The following is a 21938-nucleotide window of genomic DNA, read 5'->3' on the forward strand; positions in this document are numbered from 1 at the left end:
TTGGCGGGAGCGGGTCGGTCGCGGCGGCCGCTTGCCTGGTTGACGCTGCTGGCACGACCGTGACCGGCCGGGCGATGCGGGCCGCTGCCGCCGAGGCCGATCTGCTGCCGGGCCAGGTCCAGGCCTGTCTGGAGCAAGCAGGCTGGCGCGCCGGCGAGTTCGACCTGATCGCCTGCGGAGTCGGGCCCGGCGGCTTCACCGCGATCCGCGTGGGCGTGGCCCTCGCCCGGGCGCCGGCGCTCGCCGCCGGCGTGCCGGTCATGGCGGTCTCGACCTTCGAGGCGCTGGCGATTGCCGCCCGCACCGCTGGCATCACCGAGCCTTTGCGCATCGTGGTGCCCGGCGGCCGCGGCAACTGGCATGTGCAGGACGTCGATGCGGCCGGCCGCTTCGGCCCGATCTCGACCAGTTCCACCCCGCCCGGTACCGCAGCCGGCTTCCAGCTCATCGGCGGCGAGGTGCCCGAAGCCGTGCAGCTCGTGACCGGCGCCGAGGAGGTGGCCCTGGCCGCAGTCAGGCGACTGCAGGCCGGCGAGCCGGGGATGGCTGGCGAAATGCTGGTGCCGCTCTATCTGCGCGGTGCCGATGCCCGGGAAGGTGCCGGGCGGTCGCTGCTGGAACTGGCCGGGGTGGCCTGATGGCGCTGATCGCCCTGCCCCGGCCCGGCCAGATCGCCGTCAAGAATATCGGGCCGTTCGATCTCGGGCGGCTGGCCCGCCTGCATCGCGGCTGCTTCGACGATGGCTGGTCGAGATCGGATATCGCCCACCTCCTGTCCCTGCCGGGCAGCTTCGGCCTGATCGCGCGCTGCTTCGACCGCGGCTTTTCTGCGATCGACGGGCTGCGCGGGGTTGGGTTCGCCATCTGCCGCGTGGTGCGCGACGAGAGCGAACTATTGTCGATCGGGGTCCTGCAACCTTGGCGCAAGCGCGGGGTCGCCGGAATGTTACTGGAAACCGCTATGTTCCGCGCCCATGAAGCCGGCGCCGAGGCCATGTTCCTGGAGGTCGCCGTCGACAATGTCACGGCGCAGAGCCTGTATGAAAGATATCGCTTCGAGCGGGTCGGCACGCGCACCGACTACTACCACCGCCCGGACGGCCGCAAGACCAGCGCCTATACGATGAAGGCTTCTTTAGGAAACCTCAGGTCCCGGGTGCGCCTGGGCTAGTCCTTCCCTCGGCGTACGACAAGCTCGAAAATCCCCTTGTCCACAGCTTCGCGAGCGATGACCTCGTGTCCATGGTCCATCAGGGAAACCGGTACATTACTCAGCGGCTCACCCTCGCGCAGCCGAATGCGCAGCATGTCGCCGGGACGCATCTTTTCGAGTGCCAGCTTTGCACGAACGAACGTGATCGGGCAGGTGTCGGCGGTGATGTCCAGGGTTGCTTCAGTTGACGGCACTTCAACTAGCCTTTTCTGACACGATTTTTCTCTAAGCCCCCTTGCGGGCGCGCGTTGAAGAAATATAGTAGTGGCTCGTCTAATACCAAGCAGGCCGGGAGCCCTTACGCTGAGATGGCGGATCAGTTGACCCAGAACGAACTCCTGTCGTTGACGACGGAGATCGTCGCGGCACATGTGTCCAACAACACTGTGTCGTCCACCGACCTGCCCGACCTCATCAGGCTCGTATATTCGTCTCTGTCGTCCCAGGGCGTCGAGATCAAGGAAGAGCCCCAGGAGAAGCTGACTCCGGCCGTGCCGGTGAAGAAGTCGGTGACGCCTGAGTACATCATCTGCCTGGAGGATGGGAAGAAGCTGAAGATGCTCAAGCGGCATCTGAAGACCCGTTATAATATGTCTCCGGAAGACTATCGCAAGCGCTGGGGGTTGCCGGACGACTATCCGATGGTCGCGCCCGCCTATGCGGAGCAGCGCTCTTCGCTGGCGAAGAAGATCGGGCTCGGCACCAAGCCGCGAGCACGCGGTCGCCGTTCGGCCTGACCGCAACCGTCTGGCGGGAGGTGGCCGTCCGGCCTTTACCTCCCGTATCGGCGCCGCCTGCACGGGCGGCGCGGCTGCACAGCGAAGCGTAACTTGACGGGTCGAGCCGCGCTGGGAATAACTCGGCGCGGTAAAACCATTTCTGGTTGGCGGGTGACGAAGAAGCTCTTCATCAAGACCTATGGCTGTCAGATGAACGTCTATGACTCCGAGCGCATGGCCGGAGCTCTGGCACCACACGGGTACGCCGCCACGGATCGGATCGAGGACGCGGATCTCGTCGTCCTCAATACCTGCCACATCCGCGAGAAGGCCGCCGAGAAGGTCTATTCCGAACTCGGCCGGGTCCGCCTGCTGCGCGACCAGCGTCGCGCCTCGGGCGACGACCTGACCATCGCGGTCGCGGGCTGCGTCGCCCAGGCCGAGGGCGAGGCCATGCTCGAGCGCGCGCCCTTCATCGACGTGGTGGTGGGCCCGCAGGCCTATCACCGCCTGCCCGAGATGCTGGCAAGGCGCGGCCTGACCGCGCGGGGTGTGATCGACACCGACTTTCCTCCGGAAAGCAAGTTCGACGAGCTGCCGGCGGCGCTCACGCCCATGGGGCCGTCAGCCTTCCTCACCGTGCAGGAAGGTTGCGACAAGTTCTGCACCTTCTGCGTGGTGCCTTATACCAGGGGCGCCGAGGCGTCGCGCCCGGCTGCCGCGATCCTGGCCGAGGCGCGCCAGCTCCTGGCCCAGGGCGTGTGCGAGATCACGCTGCTCGGCCAGAACGTCAATGCCTATCGTGGCGATGGCCCGGACGGCAGGAGCTGGAGCCTCGGACGGCTGATCCGTGCCCTGGCCGAGCTCGATGGCCTGGCGCGGATCCGCTACACGACCTCGCACCCACGCGACATGGACGACGAGCTGATCACGGCGCATCGCGACGTGCCACAGCTCATGCCCTTCCTGCACCTCCCGGTGCAGTCCGGCTCGGATGCGCTGCTCCAGGCGATGAACCGCAAGCACGGCGCGGACGACTATCTCCGGCTGGTCGACCGGCTGCGCGCGGCCCGGCCCGACCTGGCCCTGTCCTCCGACTTCATCGTGGGCTTTCCCGGCGAGACCGACGAGGACTTCCAGGCGACCCTGCGACTGGTCGAGCAGGTCCACTACGCCCAGGCCTTCTCCTTCAAGTACAGCCCGCGCCCGGGCACGCCCGCCAGCCTGATGAAGAAGCAGGTGCGCGAGGCGACCAAGGCCGAGCGGCTGGCGGCCCTGCAGGAACTGTTGGAGGCGCAGCGGCGTTCGTTCGATCAGCGGGCCATTGGGACGGTGATGGAAGTGCTGATTGAGCGCGACGGACGGGATGCGGGCCACAAGGTCGGTCGTTCTCCCTGGTTGCAGATCGTCCATCTGGTAGGCGACGAGCTCCGCGTCGGCGATTTGTGCCGCGTCGAGATCACCGGCGCCAATCCGCGCAGCCTGGCGGCGCGCCTCCTGCCGACCCTGTCCTCACCCAATGTCCAGCGAGGACGCGCCGCTTGAAGCCGCTCTTGCCGATGGCGGAACTCGACCACGCGGATCGCCGGGTCGTCCTGCCGGACAACCGGCTCTGCGCCATCGTGTTCGGCCAGCACCACAGCCATCTGGCCCGGATCGAGCAGCAGATTCCGGTGAATCTGGTGGCGCGGGGCAACGAGGTGATCGTCCATGGCGACGACCCGGATGCCGTGAACGCCGCAGCGACCGTGCTGCAGGAACTCTATGTCCGTGCCCGCGGCGGCGAGCAGCTCGGCCGCAACGAGGTGGATGCCACCGTGCGCATGGTGACGGCGGGCGAGCCCCTGCCGGCCGACGGCTATCGCGGCCAGCAGGCGGCGGTGCGCACCGAGCGCAAGCTCGTGGTGCCGCGCACGCCCAACCAGGCGCGCTATCTGGAGGCCCTGCAGAAGAACGACCTGGTCCTGGGCCTGGGACCGGCCGGCACCGGCAAGACCTATCTGGCGGTGGCCGCCGCGGTGGCGGCGATGAAGGCCAGGACGGTGGAGCGGCTGATCCTGTCGCGCCCGGCGGTCGAGGCCGGCGAGCGGCTGGGCTTTCTGCCCGGCGACATGCGCGAGAAGGTCGATCCCTATCTGCGGCCGATCTACGATGCCCTGCACGATCTCCTGCCCGAGGGCCGCCTGGAGCGGGCGATCGAGACGGGGCAGATCGAGATCGCCCCGCTCGCCTTCATGCGTGGCCGCACCCTGCGCAACGCGGCGGTGATCCTGGACGAGGCGCAGAACGCCACGCCCATGCAGATGAAGATGTTCCTCACCCGGCTGGGCGAGAACTCGCGCATGGTGGTGACCGGCGATCCCCGCCAGTCCGACCTGCCGCCCGGCGTGACCTCGGGTCTGCAGGATGCGGTCGACCGGCTGAGCGGCATCGAGGGCATCGCCGTGGTGCGCTTCGATGCGTCGGACATCGTGCGCCATCCCCTGGTACAGAAGATCGTGCAGGCCTATGAGCCTCATGAACCGCCGTCCGCGACGTTCGAGGACGGCGTTGCGAGGACGCTCGGCCGCGGGCCGAGTAATCCGGCTAAGGAACAATGAACGACGACAGTAGTCACCCGATCGAGGTGGCGGTCGAGGCAGAAGCCTGGCAAACGGCCGTCACCGATCCGATCGGGCTGGTGCGGAGCACTGCCCAACTCGCTTTGGCGGAGGCGGCTCCGGCACCGTTGCAGGACGCGCAGCTCTCGGTGGTGCTGACCGACGACCCGCGCATCCGCCGCCTGAACCACGAGTGGCGCGGCAAGGACAAGGCCACCGATGTCCTGTCCTTCCCGGCCTATGACCCGGACCTGCCCTTGCCGCCCGGCTGCCGGCCGGAGCTCGGCGACATCGTGATCGCCCTGGAGACCGTGCAGCGCGACGCGGCAGAGGCCGGCCTGCCGCTCGACCAGCATCTGCGCCACATGGTCGTCCACGGTGTCCTGCACCTTCTGGGCATGGACCACGAGACCGGCGAGACCGACGCCCTGGCGATGGAGCGCCTGGAAGCGCAGATCCTGGCCCGGTTCGGCATCGGCGATCCCTATCTGGAGGCGGTCCGGTGAGGCAACTGCAACGGCGGGCCGAGCAGAACCCGTCGCTGTTCAGCGATCTGGTGCGCCGGCTGCGCAGCTTCGCGGGTGCGGCCGATGCCACCGATGGCAGCCTGCGTACCCGTATCGAGCATCTGATCGAGGGCGACCTCGACGAGGAAGGCGACCAGAAGCTGCTGCCGGCCGTCCGCGAGCTGGTCCTGAACGCCCTGGCCTTCGGCGAGCTGCAGGTCGCCGACGTGATGGTGCAGCGCCCGGACATCAAGGCGGTCGCCAAGGACGCGTCGCTGGCCAAGGTGCTGGAGACCATGCAGATCGGCATGCATACCAGGCTGCCGGTCTATGGCACCGCGCTGGACGACGTGATCGGCATGGTCCACGTCAAGGACCTGCTGCCCTACATGCTGAAGCCCGACACCTTCGACCTGGCCGCGGTCACGCGCCGGGTGCTGGTGGTGCCGCCATCCATGAAGGTGCTGGATCTCCTGCGCGAGATGCGGGACACGCGGGTCCACATGGCGGTGGTGGTGGACGAGTTCGGCGGCACCGATGGCCTGGTCACCATGGAGGACCTGGTCGGCGAGATCATCGGCGAGATCCCCGACGAGCACGACCCGGCCACCGACGCGCAGATCGTCCGCCAGCCGGACGGCACGGTGGATGCGGACGGCCGCGTCTATCTGGACGACCTCGAGCGGTTCCTGGACGTTGAGCTGGTGGACGAGGAGATGCGCGAGGAGGTCGACACGCTGAGTGGCCTGGTCTCGTCCCTGGTCGACCGGATCCCGGCGACCGGCGAGAAGATCCCGCACCCGGCGGGTTTCCTGTTCGAGATCCTGGATGCATCGAGCCGCCGGATCGAACGTGTGAAGATTCACGATCAACGTGCTGCAAGTACAGGCGAATTCGAGGTGATGGGTGACTGACCCGGCTCCCGGGAACCGGATCGAGGCCATCCTTCTCCGCCATCCCCTGCTCGCCTGTCTCCTGGCCGGGGCCGCAGCCGCCCTGGCCCTGCCGCCCTGGCACGTCCTGCCGGGCCTGCTCGGGTTCGGCGTGCTGGTGCTGGCGATCGCCCGGGCAGCGGGCGTGTTCCGGGCCGGCCTCGCGGGGCTGGCGTTCGGCCTGGGGTTCCACCTGGTCGGCCTCTACTGGGTCGCCATCGCCTTTTCCGCCGAGGCTGCCGGGGTGGCGGTCCTGGCCCTGCCGGCCACCTTCCTGCTCTGCCTGACCTGCGCCCTGTTCGTCGCAGCCTACGCGATGATCCTGCGTGTCCTGCGCATCCGACGGCCGCTCGCGGTGGCGCTCGGCCTGGCGGCATGGTGGGGCTTCGGGGAATGGCTGCGCGGCGCCCTGTTCGGCTTTCCCTGGAACCCGGCCGCCATCGTCTGGTCCTTCAGCGAGGCGAGCCTGCAGATCGTGGCGCTCACCGGCTCGCCCGCTTTGTCGGTCGTGACGGTCGCTGTTGCCGGGGTCGCCGTTCTGGCCGTGACCGGACCAGGGCGGCGGGCACGGCTGATGGGGCTGGCCGTGCCGCTGCTGCTCACCGGAATCGTGCTGGCCCATGGTGTCTGGCGCCTGTCCCAACCGCTGCCGCCCCCCACGGAGCTGGAGCTGCGGGTCGTCCAGGCCGCCATCCCGCAGGACCGCAAATGGGACCCGCAGCGGCTGCGCGAGAACTTCCTGACCCATATCGAGCTGGCCGAGGAGCCGGCCCCGGTCCAGCCGCGGCTGATCATCTGGCCGGAAAGTGCCGTGCCGTTCTCGCTGGAGCGGGACGAGGTCGCGCGCACCTACCTGGCGCGGATCGCGCAGAAGGCCGGCGGGTTCGTCGTCACCGGCTCCAACCATCATGCCGAGGACGCCGACGGGCGGCCCTTTGCCAACAACAGCATCTACGTGATCGATCCGGACGCCGCAGTCACCGCGCGCTATGACAAGGTCGACCTGGTGCCGTTCGGAGAATACCTGCCGCTGCGCGGGCTGCTGGGGGCGCTCGGGCTGAAGGCGGTGGCGGCGCGCGGCGACTTCCGGCCGGGTCCCGGCCGGACCACCCAGGAGCTGCCGGGCATTCCGCCGTTCAGCCCGCTGATCTGCTACGAGGTGGCCTATCCGTCCGCCGCCACCGACGGCAGCGGACGGGCGCAATGGCTCCTCAACGTGACCAACGACGCCTGGTTCGGCAGGAGTGCCGGGCCCTGGCAGCATCTGGCCCTGGCGCGGATGCGCAGCGTGGAGGAAGGCCTGCCGCTGGTGCGTGCCGCCAATACCGGCGTGTCGGTGGTGACCGATGCCTATGGCCGGATCCTGGCTGAGCTCGGCCTGGGCGAGCGTGGCGTCATCGACGGGAAGCTGCCCGCTTCCCTACCGGAGCGGCCGGCAGGCGGGCAACTAGGTTCACTTTGGGGTTGGATAGCGATCGTTCTATTCGCCGTGGCTTGCCTGTTCGTTGAGTTTCGGTCACAACAGGACACTGTTTGAGCGATCAGGCTCGTCCCAATGACGATCGAGCATCCGGACCCGGTTGATGTCCATGTCGGCAAGCGTCTGAAGCTTCGCCGCACGCTCGTGGGGATGAGCCAAGAACGGCTGGGTGAACTGCTGGGCGTCACGTTTCAGCAGATACAGAAGTACGAGCGCGGTGCGAACCGCATGGGCAGCTCTCGCCTGTTCGCGATTAGCCGAATTCTCGACACGCCGGTGGCCTGGTTCTTCGACGAGATGGAGGAGGCCCCGCAACGCGGCTTGGCCGAGGACCGGAGCGGCCGGTTCGATTTCTCCGGCGCGCCACGTACGGTCCCCGCCCCGCCCCTCAAGGTCTCCGGCACGGCGGTGGAGAACCGGGAGACGCTGGAACTGGTGCGCGCCTTCCATCGCATCGAGGATCCGACGATCCGCCGTCGCCTGACCGAGCTGACCAAGGCGCTGGCCGGCCTGTCCGCCGCTCGCCCGCCGGCGGAAAGGGCGTATTCCCCGGGTAACGCGGCGGATTGGTCGCTGTCCCGGCCGCACCGGTCTTCTTGACCGGCACGTTCGTGCCGTTCAGAAGCATCCACGGTCACCATGGCGCGTTCGACCTGACCAATAGCTGGCAAGCGTCGGAATCCGATGGGTCTGTGCCTGCGGCACGGCCTGCGTCTGGGTGACCCCTGTGGTTTCGGAGAGTGGGCGACCAATGGCCTCGAACGACTTCCTTTTCACCAGCGAATCGGTGTCCGAGGGACATCCGGACAAGGTTTGCGACCGGATCTCGGACGAGGTCGTCGATCTCTATCTGGCCGAGTATCCGTATGCGCGCGTCGCGTGTGAGACGCTCGCCACCACCAACCGCGTGGTGATCGCCGGCGAGGTCCGTCCCGGTGCCGACAGCCGGATCGACAACGAGGTGATCAAGGAGACCGCGCGCAAGGCGATCCGGGCGATCGGCTATGAGCAGGACGGTTTCCATTGGCGGAACTGCCAGATCGACGTGCTGCTCCACGAGCAGTCGGCCGACATCGCCCAGGGCGTGGACGCGGGCGACAGCAAGGACGAGGGCGCGGGCGACCAGGGCATCATGTTCGGCTTCGCCGTCGACGAGACCCCGGAGTTGATGCCGGCTCCGATCTACTATGCCCACGAGATCCTGCGCCGCATGGCCGCCGACCGCCACTCCGGCAAGACGAAGGGTTTTCAGCCGGACGCGAAGAGCCAGGTCACCCTGCGCTATGTCGACGGCCAGCCGGTGGCGGCCACCTCCGTCGTGGTCTCCACCCAGCATGACGCGGGGCTGAGCACCGCCGAGGTGCGCGAGCTGGTGCGGCCTTATGTCCGCTCGGTGCTGCCCGAGGGCTGGTTCCCGCCGGAAAGCGAGTTCTACGTCAACCCGACCGGCAATTTCGTGATCGGCGGGCCGGACGGCGACGCCGGCCTCACCGGCCGCAAGATCATCGTGGACACCTATGGCGGTGCCGCTCCCCATGGCGGTGGCGCCTTTTCGGGCAAGGACCCCACCAAGGTCGACCGCTCGGCGGCCTACGCCGCGCGCTACCTCGCCAAGAACGTGGTGGCGGCGGGCCTGGCGCGCAAATGCGTGATCCAGCTCTCCTACGCGATCGGCGTGTCCAAGCCGCTCTCGATCTATGTCGACACGTTCGGTACCGGCCAGGTCGACGAGAGCCGCCTCGCCAGCGTGCTGAACGAGGTCATGAACCTGAGCCCGCGCGGCATCCGCGAGCATCTGCGCCTGAACCGGCCGATCTATGCCCGCACCGCCGCCTATGGCCATTTCGGTCATGCGGCCGAGGCCGATGGCGGCTTCTCCTGGGAAGCCCGCGACCTGGTCGACGAGCTGAAGCGGGCGTTCAACTGAGCATGACCGATCCCGACGCGACCGGGCCCGGCCCGGTCCGTCGCCAGATCTGGGGCCGGCGGCAGGGCCCGGGCCTCAAGCCGGCCCGCCGCCAGCTCCTGGACGAGCGGCTCCCCGCACTGCGGATCACGCTGCCCGAGCAGGGCCGGCTCGACCCGGCCTCGCTGTTTTCCCGGCCGATGCAGGGCTTCCGCCTGGAGATCGGCTTCGGCGGCGGCGAGCATCTGGCCGCCCAGGCGAAAGCCCGTCCCGAGCTGGGATTCCTGGGCGTCGAGCCGTTCCTGGACGGCGTGGGCAAGCTGGTCGCCGAGATCGAGGCGGCCGGGCTCGACAACGTGCGGATCCTCACCGACGACGCACGGCTGCTCCTGCTTGTGCTGCCGGACCGCTGTCTGCAGCGCATCGATGTGCTGTTTCCGGACCCCTGGCCCAAGCTGCGTCACCACAAGCGCCGGATCGTCAACCGTCAGACCGTGCCAGAGATGGCGCGGGCGCTGGTGCCGGGCGGCGAGCTGCGCCTGGCGACCGACATCACCGACTACGCGCGGTGGATGCTGGATACCGCCCTTGCCGAGCCACGGCTGGCCTGGATGGCAGAGCGGGCGGACGACTGGCGGGTGGCACCAGCCGACCACGTACCGACCCGCTATCAGGCCAAGGCTGAACGGGAAGGGCGTAAGTCAGTATTCCTGCGGTTTGTCACCCGACAATAGTCGAGCCGCGCGAGATATACTGCCGCATGCGTGACGAAGGCCGTCATGCCGCGGATCATCTCGACGGAACAACCAGACATGCGTGTGACGAAGTGGGCTGGCGGTGCTGGCGTCCTTGCGTTCATCACCTTGGCGGTCGGCTTGCCGGTGCAGGCGGGACCGATGGAACCGCTGGTCCTCGCCGCTTGCATGAAGAGCCGTACCACGACTGCCGACGAGCGCATTTTCCGGGACATGATGGTCGCAGCACTCCAGGAGGATCAGCATGGCCTCAGGACCACGTTCTCGAACATGCTTTCCTCCTTTATGCGCATCGGCCTCGAGTGCGGGATGACGGTCGACGATTTCGACCAGCCCTGGGCCGAAGCCGCCGTGAATCTTTATGCAGTCGATGTCGGGGAAAGAATCATGGCCCGCGCCATGGCGAAGTCGGGGCTGACGGCGGAAATGAACTGACTGCCAGCGCTCCCCCTTGAACTTCTCCGCCTGAGCGAGTATCTACCGCCACGTTCACTGCCACGCCGATGCGAGGTGAGTGGGTAGACGCCCGCTCCCTTTGGCATGCCGTTTTTCCAGGAGCTACACCATCAGCACCCTTGTCGATCTGATCGAACCAAGCCTGCGTGGAATGGGCTTCGAGCTCGTCCAGGTCCGGCTTCTCGGCCAGACGCGCAGGACGCTGCAGGTCATGGCCGAGCCTGCCGACCCGAACCGGGTGATGGATGTCGAGGACTGTGCCGACATCAGCCGCGCGATCTCGGCGATCCTGGACGTGCATGATCCCATCCCCGGGGCGTACACGCTGGAGGTCACCTCGCCCGGCATCGACCGGCCGCTCGTCAAGCTGGGCGACTATGCCCGGTTCGCCGGCCACCTGGCCAGGCTGGAGGTCGAGCCCGACATCGAGGGGCGCAAGCGCTTCAAGGCCACCATCAAGGCGGTCGACGGCGAGGACATTGTGATCGAGCAGGACGGGCAGGAATTCCGGGTGCCCTACCCGAGCATCCGCAAGGCCCGCCTGGTGCTGACCGACGCGTTGATCAAGGTGGCGCAGCAGGCTCACGAGGCCCGGCTCGCCGCGCAAGACGAGAGCCCCGAGGGAGGCGTCTGATGGAAGCGATGGGTCCCGTGTTCGGCCGGGCCGAACTCCTGCGGATCGCCGAGGCCGTGGCGCAGGAAAAGGGCATCTCGCCTACCGAGGTCATCGAGGCCATGGAGCAGGCGATCGGTACCGCCGCGCGCCGCAAGTATGGTCAGGAACTGGAGATTCGCGCCGAGATCGACCGCAAGACCGGCGACATCGGCATCTTCCGCGTGATGCAGGTGGTCGAGGAGGTTACCGAGCCGACCCTGCAGATCTCGCTGGCCGACGCCAAGCGCCTCAACCCGGCCGCCCACGAGGGCGACGTGATCGAGGACCCGCTGCCGCCGATCGATTATGGCCGCATCGCCGCGCAGTCGGCCAAGCAGGTGATCGTCCAGCGCGTGCGCGAGGCCGAGCGCGAGCGGCAGTACAACGAGTTCAAGGACCGGATCGGCGAGATCGTGGTCGGCGAGATCAAGCGGATCGAGCACGGCAACGTGCTGGTCGACCTCGGCAAGGCGGAAGCCATCTGCCGGCGCGACGACCTGATCCCGCGCGAACTGTTCCGCAACAAGGACCGGATCCGCGCCTATCTCTACGACGTGAGTCACCAGACCCGCGGCCCGCAGATCTTCCTCTCGCGCACGCATCCCATGTTCATGGCGAAGCTGTTCGAGCAGGAAGTGCCGGAGATCTATGACGGCATCATCGAGATCAAGGGCTGCGCCCGCGATCCGGGCAGCCGGGCGAAGATCGCCGTGTACTCGCGGGAAGGCGGCATCGACCCGGTCGGCGCCTGCGTCGGCATGCGCGGCAGCCGTGTCCAGGCGGTCGTGCAGGAACTTGCCGGCGAGAAGATCGACATCATCCCCTGGTCACCCGACCCGGCCAACTTCGTGGTCAATGCCCTGGCACCGGCCGAGGTGTCGCGCGTGGTGCTCGATCCGGACAACAACCGGATCGAGGTGGTCGTGCCCGACCACATGCAGCACATCGCGATCGGCCGGCGCGGTCAGAACGTCCGGCTCGCCAGCCAGTTGACGGGGTGGGAGATCGACATCATCTCCGAGACGGAGGACAGCGAGAAGCGTTCGGCGGTCTTCCGCCGCCGCATCGAGCTGTTCACCGAGGCCCTGAACGTCGAGACCGTGATCGCCGAGCTGCTCGCCACCGAGGAGTTCGACACGGTCGCCGACGTCGCCTATTGCCCGCCGGAGGAACTGGCGGCGATCGAGGGCTTCGACGAGGAGATCGCCCAGGCCCTGATCGAGCGTGCTCATTCCTGGCTGCAGGAGCAGCAGGAGGCGCTGGCCGCCGAGGCGGGCGAGCTTGGCATTGCCGACGACCTGCTCCAGTTCGAGCAGCTGGAGCTGGCCCATACGGTCGAGATCGGCCGCAAGGGCATCAAGACGCTGGAGGATCTGGCCGACCTCTCCGGCGACGAGCTGGTCGAGCTCCTGCCCGACGCCGGTCTGACCGGCGAGACGGCGGGCGAGATCATCATGGCGGCTCGGGTGGCGCTCGGCTGGATCGAACCGCCGGCCACCGAGACCGAAACGACCGAAACGGAAACGGAGCACGCTTGAGCGAGACGACGATCGCGATCATCGAGGAGGCTGCCGGCACGGCGCGCAACCCGCGCCGCTCCGTCCTGTCGCGCGAGCGCCAGGACCGCGCCGGCATGCTCCGCTTTGTCCGTGATCCCGAGGGCCGGCTGGTCTTCGACGTCGACGCTCGCCTGCCCGGCCGCGGCTTCTGGCTGGAGGCCGACCGCGCCAGCCTGGAGCTGGCGCTGAAGCGCCGGGCACTCAGCCGGGCGGCCGGCCCGGAGGTCCGGGTTCCGGACGATCTTCCCCGGCAGGTCGAGGTTGCCCTGGTGCGCCGCGGCCTGGACCGGATCGGGCTGGCCCGCCGCGCCGGCGCACTGGTGAACGGCTTCGACGAGGTCGAGCGTTGCCTGCGTGCCAAGCGGGGCAGGCTCCTGATCCAGGCTATGGACGCAGCGGAGGACGGGCTGCAAAAGCTGGGCCGGATTGCGGTCGACCTGCCGGTGGTCCGGCTGTTCGACCGCTCAGAACTTGGCCGGGCACTCGGCCGCGACGAGGCCGTCCATCTCGTGGTCACCCACGAGAGCCACGCCACGCCGCTTTTGGCGATCACGCGCCGCCTGGCTGGGTTCCGGCAGGCTGGCACTGATCACCCCACCACGATGACGACATCGACCGAACGACAGGAACGGCTCGCCTCATGAACGATCCGAAGGGTCAGGACAACAAAGCCCGGATCGGCCTCCGCCCGTCTGGCACCGGCGGCAGCGCCGGTCGCATGGATCTCCCCCGCAAGACGGTCGACGTCGGCACGGTGAAGCAGGCGCGCTCGCATGGCGTGCTGAGCAAGCCGGTCCAGGTCGAGGTGCGCAAGTCGCGCGGGACCGGCCAGGCTCCGGCGGCACCCCGCCCGACGTCCGGCGGAGGGGCCGATCAGGCCAGCCGCGCGCCGACGGGTGCCGGGCGCTCGGGCGGTGAGTCGCGCGGCTCCGGCGGCGGCAATCGCGGGCCGGTGCGCCTGCGCGCCCTGACCGAGGCCGAGCAGCAGGCACGCCTCCAGGCGGTGATCGTCAACCAGCGCCGCGCCGAGGAGGACCGCAAGCGCCTCGAGGAAGAGGCGCGGCAGCGGGCGATCGACGAGGAGCGTCGCCGCGCCGAGGCCGAGGCCGAGGCCAAGCGTCGCGCCGAGGAGGAAACCCGGCGCAAGGCCGAGGAAGAGATCCGTCGCAAGGCCGAGGAGCAGGCCCGCCGCCTGCTCGAGGAGCAGGAGCGCAAGGCCGCCGCGGCAGCGCCGCAGCCGGCTCGGCCGACCGAGGCCCCTGCCCCGGCCCGGACCGAGGAGCGTCCGGTCGCCAAGCCGGCCGCTGCCGCGCCCGAGGCGCCGCGTGCGCCGCAGCCGACCGCGCGCTTCGGCTTCGAGTCGCTCGAGGAGAAGCGCCCGGTCAAGGGCAAGGCCGCCGCCAAGGCGCCCAAGCTCATGGCCCCGGCCGCCCGCAAGGACGATGGCGGCAAGGTCAAGGGTCGGATCGTGCTCGGTGCCGAGGGCGACATCGAGGAGCGTCGCGCTCCCTCGGTAGCCGCCATGCGTCGCCGCCAGCAGAAGGGCCGCCAGCAGGTCCAGCAACCGACCGAGCTGATCGTCCGCGACGTCGCGATCCCGGACGTCATCACCGTGCAGGACCTGGCCGCCCGTATGGCGGTCCGGTCGGGCGAGGTGGTGAAGGTTCTGATGAAGAACAAGATCCTCGCCACGCCGGCGCAGACGATCGACGCGGACACCGCGGAGCTGGTGGTCTCCGAGTTCGGCCATCGGGCCAGGCGCGTGTCCGAATCGATGATCGAGGAAGGCATCGAGGGCCTGACGACCGACGAGGACGTCGACCTGCAGCCGCGCTCGCCGGTCGTCACGGTCATGGGCCATGTCGACCACGGCAAGACCTCGCTGCTCGACGCGCTCCGCAACGCGGACGTGGCGGCGCACGAGGCCGGCGGCATCACCCAGCATATCGGCGCCTACCGGGTCGACATCGGCTCGGGCATGCCGGTGACCTTCATCGACACGCCCGGCCACGCGGCGTTCACCCAGATGCGCGCCCGCGGCGCCTCGGTGACGGACATCGTCATCCTGGTGGTCGCGGCCGATGACGGGGTGATGCCCCAGACGATCGAGGCGATCCGCCACGCCCAGGCGGCCAAGGTGCCGATCGTGGTGGCGATCAACAAGATCGACCGGCCCGAGGCCGACCCGAACCGGGTCAAGAGCGAGCTGCTCAGCTACGACGTGGTCACCGAGGATTTCGGCGGCGACGTGCAGGCGGTCGAGGTGTCGGCGCTCAAGAAGCTGGGCCTGGAGAAGCTGATCGAATCGGTCCAGCTCCAGGCCGAGCTGCTCGATCTCAAGGCCAATCCGGACCGCGAGGCACAGGGCACCATCATTGAGGCGCGGCTCGACCGCGGCCGTGGCGTGGTGGCCACCGCCCTGGTCCAGAAGGGCACGCTTCATGTCGGTGACACGGTGGTGTGCGGCACGACCTCGGGCCGCATCCGCGCGCTCGTCGACGACCGCGGCCAGAACGTGGCCGAGGCCGGCCCGTCGGTGCCGGTCGAGATCCTGGGCCTGGACGGCGTGCCGAGCGCTGGCGACCTGCTTTCGGCCACCGACAGCCCGGACCGGGCGCGCGAGATCGCCGAGTACCGGCAGCGCAAGAAGCGCGAGGCCCAGCTCGTGGCGACCGCGGGCGCCCGCGGCTCGCTGGAGGACATGTTCTCGAAGATCAAGGAAGGCGAGCTCAAGGAGCTGCCGGTCGTGATCAAGACGGACGTGCACGGCTCGCTCGAGGCGGTCTCGGCCGGCCTGCAGAAGCTCGGCACCGAGGAAGTCTCGGTGCGGATCCTGCATGGCGGCGTCGGTGCGATCACCGAGAGCGACGTCACCCTGGCAGCGGCATCTGGCGGCGTCATCCTGGGCTTCAACGTCCGGGCCAACGCGCCGGCACGCGAGCTGGCCAAGCGCGACGGGATCGAGATCCGCTACTACTCGATCATCTACGAGCTGCTCGACGAGATGAAGGCGCTCCTCTCCGGCCTGCTGGCGCCGGAGGCCAAGGAGGTCACCCTCGGCCATGCCGAGATCCGCGAGATCTTCGTGGTGCAGCGGATCGGCAAGATCGCCGGCTGCCGCGTCACGGACGGTCTCATCAAGCGGACCTCGCGGGTGCGGCTGCTGCGCGACGACGTGGTCATCCACGAGGGTGCCCTCGGTTCGCTCAAGCGCTTCAAGGACGATGTCCGCGAGGTGCGCGAAGGCTTCGAGTGTGGTCTCTCGCTGGAAGGCTACAACGACATCCGCTTGGGCGATGTCGTCGAGGCCTACGAGGTCCAGGAGGTCGCGCGAAGCCTGTGAGCGGACGTTCCCGTGGCCACGGAGCGGGCGGCAGTGCCCGCTCCGGTGCGCCGTCACAACGGCAGATGCGGGTCGGCGAGGCGGTAAGGCACCGCCTCGCCGATGTCTTCATGCGCCATGAGCTGCACGACCCCGAACTTCAGGACGTGCACGTGACCGTGTCCGAGGTGCGGATGAGCCCGGACCTGAAGCAGGCCACCGTGTTCGTCGCCGAACTCGGCCGCGACCGGATCCGTCCGGAGGTGATGAAGGCACTGATCCGCGCCTGCCCCCACCTGACCGCCCGGCTTGGCCGCGAGATGGACCTGAAATACGGTCCGCGCCTGCGCATCGTCCCGGACGAGACGTTCGGCGAGGCATCCAAAGTCGAGACCCTGCTGGCCCGCGAGCTGGCGTCATTGTCCCCGCGCGACGGCGAGGAAGATCCCGAATGAGCCGCAGACGCGCCAAGGGCATCCCGATCCATGGCTGGCTGTGCGTGGACAAGCCCGGCGGCATGACCTCGACCCATGTGGTCAACGTCATCAAGCGGGCGACCAACGCGCAGAAGGTCGGCCATGGCGGCACGCTCGACCCGCTGGCGACCGGCGTCCTGCCGATCGCGCTGGGCGATGCGACCAAGACTGTCATGTACGTGATGGACGCCCGCAAGGCCTACGAGTTCACGATCAGGTTCGGCGAGGCGACCGACACGGACGACAGCGACGGCGTGGTGATCGCCCGCTCCGACGTGCGGCCGACCCGGGAGCAGATCGAGGCGGTGCTGCCGGACTTCCAGGGCGAGATCATGCAGCGGCCGCCGATCTATGCCGCGGTCAAGATCGATGGCGAGCGCGCCTACGACCTCGCCAGGCGTGGCGAGGAGGTGATCCTGGAACCGCGCCCGATCCGGATCGACAGCCTGGAGCTGGTGGACATGCCGGATGCGGACCACGCCGTCATGGCGATGAGCTCCGGCAAGGGCGCCTATGTCCGGGCAGTGGCGCGCGACCTGGGCGAGGCGCTCGGCACCGTCGCCCACGTCACTCAGCTGCGCCGCACCGCAGTTGGCCCCTTCAATATCGAATCATCCGTGCGGCTGGACGACCTCGAGGCGCTGATCGCCGAGGAAAGCCTGCCGCAGGTGCTTGTTCCCGTGGCGACCGCGCTGGCCGGCATCCCGGCGCTCGCCGTCACGGAACCGCAAGCCCACCGTCTGGCCGCCGGCCAGGCCATCGTGGCTCTCCCGCACATGATCGAGGGAGAGCTCGGGGCCGAGCCGATGGTGCGGGCGATGTGGGGCGGCCGGCTGGTCGCGCTTACCCGATTCGAGGAAGGCGAATTGCAGCCGGTCCGCGTATTCATGACCTCGATGCCGATGGAACGTAGACGATGACGATCACCGCCGAGCGCAAGGCCGAGCTCATCAAGGAGTACGCCACCCACCCGGGCGACACCGGTTCGCCCGAGGTCCAGGTGTCGATCCTGTCCGAGCGGGTCACCAACCTGACCGAGCATCTGAAGACCCACCAGAAGGACTTCCACTCCCGTCGTGGTCTCCTGATGATGGTCGGCCAGCGGCGCAGCCTGCTGGACTATCTCAAGCGCAAGGACGCCAACCGCTACAAGGCGCTGATCGAGCGTCTGGGCCTGCGCAAGTGATCTCGGGCGCCCGCTGAAGGGCGCCCGCTGCGTCCGGCGACCACGGCTGACCAGCTCGGCCCCGGTCGCCGGAGGCGGACCATCCGCGAGGTGCGGATGGTCCGGCTCTCCCATGGCCAGCATGTTGGCAGGGCCGGGATGGCCGTCATGGGAGTAGACCCCGCCGAACGTGACGGACCGGGGCGACGAAGGGAACTGGGGATATGTTCAATCTGACCCGCAAATCGATGACCTGGGGGGGCAAGCCGCTCTCTTTGGAGAGCGGCAAGATCGCCCGTCAGGCCGATGGTGCCGTCCTGGCAACGCACGGCGAGACCGTGGTGCTCTGCACCGTGGTCGCCGCCAAGGAGAAGAAGCCCGGCCAGGACTTCTTCCCGCTGACCGTGAACTACCAGGAGAAGGCATTCGCCGCGGGCAAGATCCCCGGTGGCTTCTTCAAGCGCGAGGGCCGGCCGTCGGAGAAGGAGACGCTGATCTCCCGGCTGATCGACCGCCCGATCCGCCCGCTCTTCCCCGACGAGTTCAAGAACGAGGTCCAGGTCGTCGCCACCGTGGTGGCGCATGACGGCGAGACCGATGCCGACGTCATCGCGATGATCGGCGCGTCCGCGGCCCTGACCATCTCGGGCGTGCCGTTCCTGGGGCCGATCGCGGCCGCCAAGGTCGGCTACAAGGACGGCTCGTACATCCTGAACCCGACGGTCGAGCAGCTGAAGACGTCCGATCTCGACCTGGTCGTGGCCGGCACTTCCGACGCGGTGATGATGGTCGAATCGGAAGCCAAGGAGCTCTCCGAGGAGGTCATGCTGGGTGCGGTGATGCATGGCCACGAGGCGATGCAGCCGGTCATCGACCTGATCATCTCGTTCGCCGAGCAGTGCGCCAAGGACCCCTGGGACCTCGAGGAGGCCGACAACGCGGCACTGCTCGCCGAGCTGGAGAAGCTGGTCGGCAGCGACCTGCGCGCCGCCTATGCCGAGAAGGGCAAGCAGGCCCGCCACGAGAAGGTCGCCGGCGCCCGGGCGAAGGTCGCCGCGCAGTGGCCGGATGCCGATATCGACCAGAAGGCGCTGCTCAAGAGCCTGTTCAAGGAGCTGGAAGCAAAGATCGTCCGCGGCAGCATCCTCGACACCAAGCGCCGCATCGACGGTCGCGACCTGGTGACGGTCCGGCCGATCGTGGCCGAGGTCGGCGTGCTCCCGCGCGTGCATGGCTCCGCCCTGTTCACCCGCGGCGAGACCCAGGCGCTGGTGGTGGCGACGCTCGGCACCGGCCAGGACGAGCAGGTCGTGGACGACCTGACCGGCGATTCGCGCAACCACTACATGCTGCACTACAACTTCCCGCCCTACTCCGTGGGCGAGACCGGCCGCATGGGCTCGCCGGGCCGCCGCGAGATCGGCCATGGCAAGCTCGCCTGGCGGGCGACCCATCCGGTGCTGCCGGCCAAGGACCAGTTCCCCTACACGATCCGGGTCGTGTCGGAGATCACCGAGAGCAACGGCTCCTCGTCGATGGCCTCAGTGTGCGGCGCCTCGCTGGCGATGATGGATGCGGGTGTGCCGCTGACCCGTCCGGTGGCCGGCATCGCCATGGGCCTGATCAAGGAGGGCGACCGGTTCGCCGTCCTGTCCGACATCCTGGGCGACGAGGACCATCTCGGCGACATGGACTTCAAGGTGGCCGGTACCGATCAGGGTGTCACTGCGCTGCAGATGGACATCAAGATCACCGGCATCACCAAGGAGATCATGGAGATCGCCCTGGGCCAGGCCAAGGATGGGCGCATGCACATCCTAGGCGAGATGGCCAAGGGCCTGGGCCGGGTGCGCGAGGAGATGCGCGACACGGTGCCGAGGGTCGTGCAGATCCAGATCCCGACCGACAAGATCGGCGCGGTGATCGGGCCGGGCGGCAAGATGATCCGCGAGATCTGCGAGGTCACCGGCGCCAAGATCGACATCAACGACGACGGCACGGTCAAGATCGCCTCCTCTGACGCGCTCAAGGCCCAGCAGGCGGTCGACTGGGTGCGCGGCCTCACCTCCTCGCCTGAGGTCGGCCATGTCTACACCGGCAAGGTCGTGCGCATCGTCGATTTCGGCGCGTTCGTGAACTTCATGGGCAGCCAGGACGGCCTGCTGCACATCTCGGAGATCAAGAACGAGCGGATCAACAAGGTCACCGACGTCCTCAAGGAGGGCGACCAGGTCAAGGTGGTGATCCTGGCGATCGACGACCGCGGCAAGGTCAAGCTGTCGATGCGCGCCGTCGACCAGGAGACTGGCGAGCGGATCGAGGTCGAGCGCCGCCCGCGCCGCGAGGACGAGGGCGAGGGCCGCGGAGAGCGGAGTGACCGCGGGGATCGCGGTGACCGCGGCGATCGGGGCGACCGTGACGGCGGCTATCGCCGCCGTGGCGGCGACGACCGTCCGCGCCGGTCCCGCGACGACTGAAGCCGGCGCAATGGCCCGGCGGCTTTGGCGGTATTGCCGACACCGCCTTGTTGCCGGGCCCATTCGTCGCCATACTATCGTGACGGCCCGATGTACCCAGGGCGCGCCTCGGCGCGTCCGGATCGGTGTTGCCAACAACCGGCAGGCCGTTCGTTCCAGGATGACGGCAGCAGCCCGAGCGAGATCCCAGGTAGGCGCTAGATGACCGCAGCTTCGATCGTCGATCCGATGTTCATTTCCGGAGCTTCGGTGTGGCCGTTGGTGGAAGGTGGCAAGGGTGTCGCCGCCTCCAACGGGACCAGCGCCGGTGCCTGGGCCGCCGCAGGTGGCGTGGGTACGATCTCCGGCGTGAATGCCGACCTGATCGACGACAACGGCGAGTACGTCCCGCTCGTCTACAAGGGGCGTGACCGCAAGGCCCGCCACGAGGAACTGGTCGAGTATTCGACCAAGGGTGCGATCAGCCAGGCCCGGATCGCGCACGAGCTGCGCGGCGGCGAAGGCCGCATCCACCTGAACGTGCTCTGGGAGATGGGTGGCTGCGAGCGCGTGCTCACCGGCGTGCTGGAAGGAGCCAAGGGCCTGATCCACGGCGTCACCTGCGGTGCCGGCATGCCCTATCGCCTCGCCGAGATCTGCTCCCGGCACGAGGTGCACTACTATCCGATCATCAGCTCGGCCCGGGCGTTCCGCGCCTTGTGGAAGCGGACCTACCACAAGTTCGGCGACTGGCTGGGTGCAGTGGTCTACGAGGATCCCTGGCGGGCCGGCGGCCATAACGGCCTGTCCAACGCCGAGAGCCCGGACCAGCCGGAGAACCCCTTCCCGCGCGTGCTCGAGCTGCGCAAGATGATGCGCGAGATGGGGCTGGACCAGATCCCGATCGTGATGGCGGGCGGCGTCTGGCACCTCAAGGAATGGATGAACTGGATCGGCAACAAGGATCTGGGCCCGATCGCCTTCCAGTTCGGCACCCGGCCGTTGCTCACCCAGGAAAGCCCGATCCCGCAGGCCTGGAAGGAGCGTCTGCTGGACGTGACGCCGGGCGCCGTGGCGCTGCATCAGTTCAGCCCGACCGGCTTCTACAGCTCGGCGGTGCGCAACAGCTTCCTGGACGAGCTCTACGAGCGCTCCGAGCGGCAGGTGGCCTATTCCGACGACCCGTCGGAAGCGGACGGCCAGACCATGTTCCTGCCCTATGGCCGCTCCAACCACGGCGTCTACCTCACACCCGCCGATCATGCCCGTGCCACGGCATGGATGGTGGAAGGCTACAGCCAGCCGATGCGCACGCCGGACGGCACGCTGATCTTCGTGGCGCCCGATCGCGCCCGGCAGATCCGGCGCGACCAGGCCGACTGCATGGGCTGCCTCAGCCATTGCCGGTTCAGTGCCTGGAAGGACCGGGACAACTACGCCACCGGCCACCAGCCCGACCCGCGCAGCTTCTGCATCCAGAAGACCTTGCAGGACATCGCGCACGGGCGGGGCGATCCGGTCGACAACCAGCTCATGTTCAGCGGGCACAATGCCTACCGGTTCGGCCAGGACCCGTTCTACAAGGGCGGGTTCATTCCGACGGTGAAGCAGCTGGTCCAGCGCATCCTGACCGGCGAATAGGTCGCAGGCGCACCGAAGATGTGCCGATCGGCTGTGCAGGTGGATTGATCTGGACCTATTTGGTCCGATATAGGACTCGCGCAGCCCGTTGTTCCGG

22 protein-coding genes are annotated in these 21938 nt (G+C 68.3%); 21 read left to right on the forward strand and 1 reads right to left on the reverse strand.

Annotation, left to right across the window (positions count from 1 at the left end):
- On the forward strand, positions 1 to 638 hold a 638-nt coding region (gene tsaB, locus VNS22_RS09170), incomplete at its 5' end, for a tRNA (adenosine(37)-N6)-threonylcarbamoyltransferase complex dimerization subunit type 1 TsaB (RefSeq protein ID WP_325731717.1).
- Positions 638 to 1171 (forward strand): GNAT family N-acetyltransferase, encoded by a 534-nt coding sequence (locus tag VNS22_RS09175; RefSeq protein ID WP_325731718.1) that lies wholly within the window; start codon positions 638 to 640, stop codon positions 1169 to 1171. The genes tsaB and VNS22_RS09175, both read left to right, overlap by 1 nt.
- On the opposite strand, the gene VNS22_RS09180 is transcribed toward VNS22_RS09175, so the two are convergent.
- A complete protein-coding gene (locus VNS22_RS09180; protein WP_325731719.1) occupies positions 1168 to 1407 on the reverse strand; it encodes a sulfurtransferase TusA family protein in 240 nt (79 codons plus the stop codon). The two genes, VNS22_RS09175 and VNS22_RS09180, sit on opposite strands and share 4 nt — an antisense overlap.
- A 114-nt stretch (positions 1408 to 1521) precedes the next feature.
- Between VNS22_RS09180 and VNS22_RS09185 the strand changes: the two genes are divergently transcribed.
- The 19 genes from VNS22_RS09185 (at position 1522) to VNS22_RS09275 (ending at position 21841) form a co-directional block, all read left to right on the forward strand.
- On the forward strand, positions 1522 to 1950 hold the full coding sequence (locus tag VNS22_RS09185; protein ID WP_159712480.1) for a MucR family transcriptional regulator: 429 nt from the start codon (positions 1522 to 1524) through the stop codon (positions 1948 to 1950).
- Between the two features lie 153 nt (positions 1951 to 2103).
- The gene (gene miaB / locus VNS22_RS09190) at positions 2104 to 3477 is read left to right on the forward strand and encodes a tRNA (N6-isopentenyl adenosine(37)-C2)-methylthiotransferase MiaB (RefSeq protein WP_325731720.1); all 1374 of its coding nucleotides are present in this window, start codon (positions 2104 to 2106) and stop codon (positions 3475 to 3477) included.
- The gene (locus VNS22_RS09195) at positions 3474 to 4532 is read left to right on the forward strand and encodes a PhoH family protein (RefSeq protein WP_325731721.1); all 1059 of its coding nucleotides are present in this window, start codon (positions 3474 to 3476) and stop codon (positions 4530 to 4532) included. The genes miaB and VNS22_RS09195 overlap by 4 nt, the downstream gene beginning before the upstream one ends.
- Positions 4529 to 5038, forward strand: coding sequence for an rRNA maturation RNase YbeY (gene ybeY / locus VNS22_RS09200; RefSeq protein WP_325731722.1), 510 nt, complete (start codon positions 4529 to 4531; stop codon positions 5036 to 5038). The genes VNS22_RS09195 and ybeY overlap by 4 nt, the downstream gene beginning before the upstream one ends.
- Positions 5035 to 5952, forward strand: coding sequence for a hemolysin family protein (locus VNS22_RS09205; RefSeq protein WP_325731723.1), 918 nt, complete (start codon positions 5035 to 5037; stop codon positions 5950 to 5952). The genes ybeY and VNS22_RS09205 overlap by 4 nt, the downstream gene beginning before the upstream one ends.
- Positions 5945 to 7507, forward strand: coding sequence for an apolipoprotein N-acyltransferase (gene lnt / locus VNS22_RS09210; RefSeq protein WP_325731724.1), 1563 nt, complete (start codon positions 5945 to 5947; stop codon positions 7505 to 7507). The genes VNS22_RS09205 and lnt overlap by 8 nt, the downstream gene beginning before the upstream one ends.
- Before the next feature lie 18 nt (positions 7508 to 7525).
- A complete protein-coding gene (locus tag VNS22_RS09215; protein ID WP_325731725.1) occupies positions 7526 to 8050 on the forward strand; it encodes a helix-turn-helix transcriptional regulator in 525 nt (174 codons plus the stop codon).
- Positions 8051 to 8201: 151 nt separating this feature from the next.
- Positions 8202 to 9377, forward strand: coding sequence for a methionine adenosyltransferase (gene metK, locus VNS22_RS09220; RefSeq protein ID WP_325731726.1), 1176 nt, complete (start codon positions 8202 to 8204; stop codon positions 9375 to 9377).
- A gap of 2 nt (positions 9378 to 9379) precedes the next feature.
- Positions 9380 to 10090, forward strand: coding sequence for a tRNA (guanosine(46)-N7)-methyltransferase TrmB (gene trmB, locus VNS22_RS09225; RefSeq protein ID WP_325731727.1), 711 nt, complete (start codon positions 9380 to 9382; stop codon positions 10088 to 10090).
- Between the two features lie 45 nt (positions 10091 to 10135).
- The gene (locus VNS22_RS09230) at positions 10136 to 10546 is read left to right on the forward strand and encodes a hypothetical protein (protein WP_325731728.1); all 411 of its coding nucleotides are present in this window, start codon (positions 10136 to 10138) and stop codon (positions 10544 to 10546) included.
- Between the two features lie 79 nt (positions 10547 to 10625).
- Positions 10626 to 11201, forward strand: coding sequence for a ribosome maturation factor RimP (gene rimP / locus VNS22_RS09235; RefSeq protein WP_325731729.1), 576 nt, complete (start codon positions 10626 to 10628; stop codon positions 11199 to 11201).
- Between the two features lie 8 nt (positions 11202 to 11209).
- Positions 11210 to 12760 carry a transcription termination factor NusA gene (nusA, locus tag VNS22_RS09240; protein WP_349261756.1) on the forward strand — a complete coding sequence of 517 codons (1551 nt, stop codon included), beginning with the start codon at positions 11210 to 11212 and terminating at the stop codon, positions 12758 to 12760.
- Positions 12757 to 13425, forward strand: a complete 669-nt coding sequence (locus tag VNS22_RS09245; RefSeq protein ID WP_325731731.1) for a DUF448 domain-containing protein — start codon at positions 12757 to 12759, stop codon at positions 13423 to 13425. The genes nusA and VNS22_RS09245 overlap by 4 nt, the downstream gene beginning before the upstream one ends.
- Positions 13422 to 16124, forward strand: coding sequence for a translation initiation factor IF-2 (gene infB, locus VNS22_RS09250; RefSeq protein WP_349261754.1), 2703 nt, complete (start codon positions 13422 to 13424; stop codon positions 16122 to 16124). The genes VNS22_RS09245 and infB overlap by 4 nt, the downstream gene beginning before the upstream one ends.
- Before the next feature lie 110 nt (positions 16125 to 16234).
- Positions 16235 to 16558 (forward strand): 30S ribosome-binding factor RbfA, encoded by a 324-nt coding sequence (gene rbfA, locus VNS22_RS09255; protein ID WP_414653339.1) that lies wholly within the window; start codon positions 16235 to 16237, stop codon positions 16556 to 16558.
- Positions 16555 to 17499 (forward strand): tRNA pseudouridine(55) synthase TruB, encoded by a 945-nt coding sequence (truB, locus tag VNS22_RS09260; protein ID WP_325731733.1) that lies wholly within the window; start codon positions 16555 to 16557, stop codon positions 17497 to 17499. Before rbfA ends, truB begins: the two co-directional genes overlap by 4 nt.
- Positions 17496 to 17765 carry a 30S ribosomal protein S15 gene (gene rpsO / locus VNS22_RS09265; RefSeq protein ID WP_159712434.1) on the forward strand — a complete coding sequence of 90 codons (270 nt, stop codon included), beginning with the start codon at positions 17496 to 17498 and terminating at the stop codon, positions 17763 to 17765. The genes truB and rpsO overlap by 4 nt, the downstream gene beginning before the upstream one ends.
- A gap of 203 nt (positions 17766 to 17968) precedes the next feature.
- Positions 17969 to 20221: a polyribonucleotide nucleotidyltransferase gene (pnp, locus tag VNS22_RS09270; protein ID WP_325731734.1), complete on the forward strand. Its 2253-nt coding sequence runs from the start codon at positions 17969 to 17971 to the stop codon at positions 20219 to 20221.
- 201 nt (positions 20222 to 20422) lie between these two features.
- Positions 20423 to 21841, forward strand: a complete 1419-nt coding sequence (locus VNS22_RS09275; RefSeq protein ID WP_325731735.1) for an NAD(P)H-dependent flavin oxidoreductase — start codon at positions 20423 to 20425, stop codon at positions 21839 to 21841.
- The last annotated feature ends 97 nt before the right edge of the window (positions 21842 to 21938 follow it).

Origin of the sequence: Geminicoccus sp. (assembly GCF_035556675.1) — a bacterium.
GTDB lineage: Bacteria > Pseudomonadota > Alphaproteobacteria > Geminicoccales > Geminicoccaceae > Geminicoccus.

Excerpts from the sequence above, each read along its gene's own strand:
- infB (WP_349261754.1), top strand. The coding sequence starts at position 13,422 with ATGAACGATCCGAAGGGTCAGGACAACAAAGCCCGGATCGGCCTCCGC.
- VNS22_RS09185 (WP_159712480.1), top strand. The coding sequence starts at position 1,522 with ATGGCGGATCAGTTGACCCAGAACGAACTCCTGTCGTTGACGACGGAG.
- rbfA (WP_414653339.1), top strand. The coding sequence starts at position 16,235 with ATGCGCCATGAGCTGCACGACCCCGAACTTCAGGACGTGCACGTGACC.
- nusA (WP_349261756.1), top strand. The coding sequence starts at position 11,210 with ATGGGTCCCGTGTTCGGCCGGGCCGAACTCCTGCGGATCGCCGAGGCC.
- VNS22_RS09175 (WP_325731718.1), top strand. The coding sequence starts at position 638 with ATGGCGCTGATCGCCCTGCCCCGGCCCGGCCAGATCGCCGTCAAGAAT.
- rpsO (WP_159712434.1), top strand. The coding sequence starts at position 17,496 with ATGACGATCACCGCCGAGCGCAAGGCCGAGCTCATCAAGGAGTACGCC.
- pnp (WP_325731734.1), top strand. The coding sequence starts at position 17,969 with ATGTTCAATCTGACCCGCAAATCGATGACCTGGGGGGGCAAGCCGCTC.
- VNS22_RS09230 (WP_325731728.1), top strand. The coding sequence starts at position 10,136 with ATGCCGCGGATCATCTCGACGGAACAACCAGACATGCGTGTGACGAAG.
- metK (WP_325731726.1), top strand. The coding sequence starts at position 8,202 with ATGGCCTCGAACGACTTCCTTTTCACCAGCGAATCGGTGTCCGAGGGA.
- truB (WP_325731733.1), top strand. The coding sequence starts at position 16,555 with ATGAGCCGCAGACGCGCCAAGGGCATCCCGATCCATGGCTGGCTGTGC.
- trmB (WP_325731727.1), top strand. The coding sequence starts at position 9,380 with ATGACCGATCCCGACGCGACCGGGCCCGGCCCGGTCCGTCGCCAGATC.
- VNS22_RS09275 (WP_325731735.1), top strand. The coding sequence starts at position 20,423 with ATGACCGCAGCTTCGATCGTCGATCCGATGTTCATTTCCGGAGCTTCG.
- VNS22_RS09215 (WP_325731725.1), top strand. The coding sequence starts at position 7,526 with ATGACGATCGAGCATCCGGACCCGGTTGATGTCCATGTCGGCAAGCGT.
- ybeY (WP_325731722.1), top strand. The coding sequence starts at position 4,529 with ATGAACGACGACAGTAGTCACCCGATCGAGGTGGCGGTCGAGGCAGAA.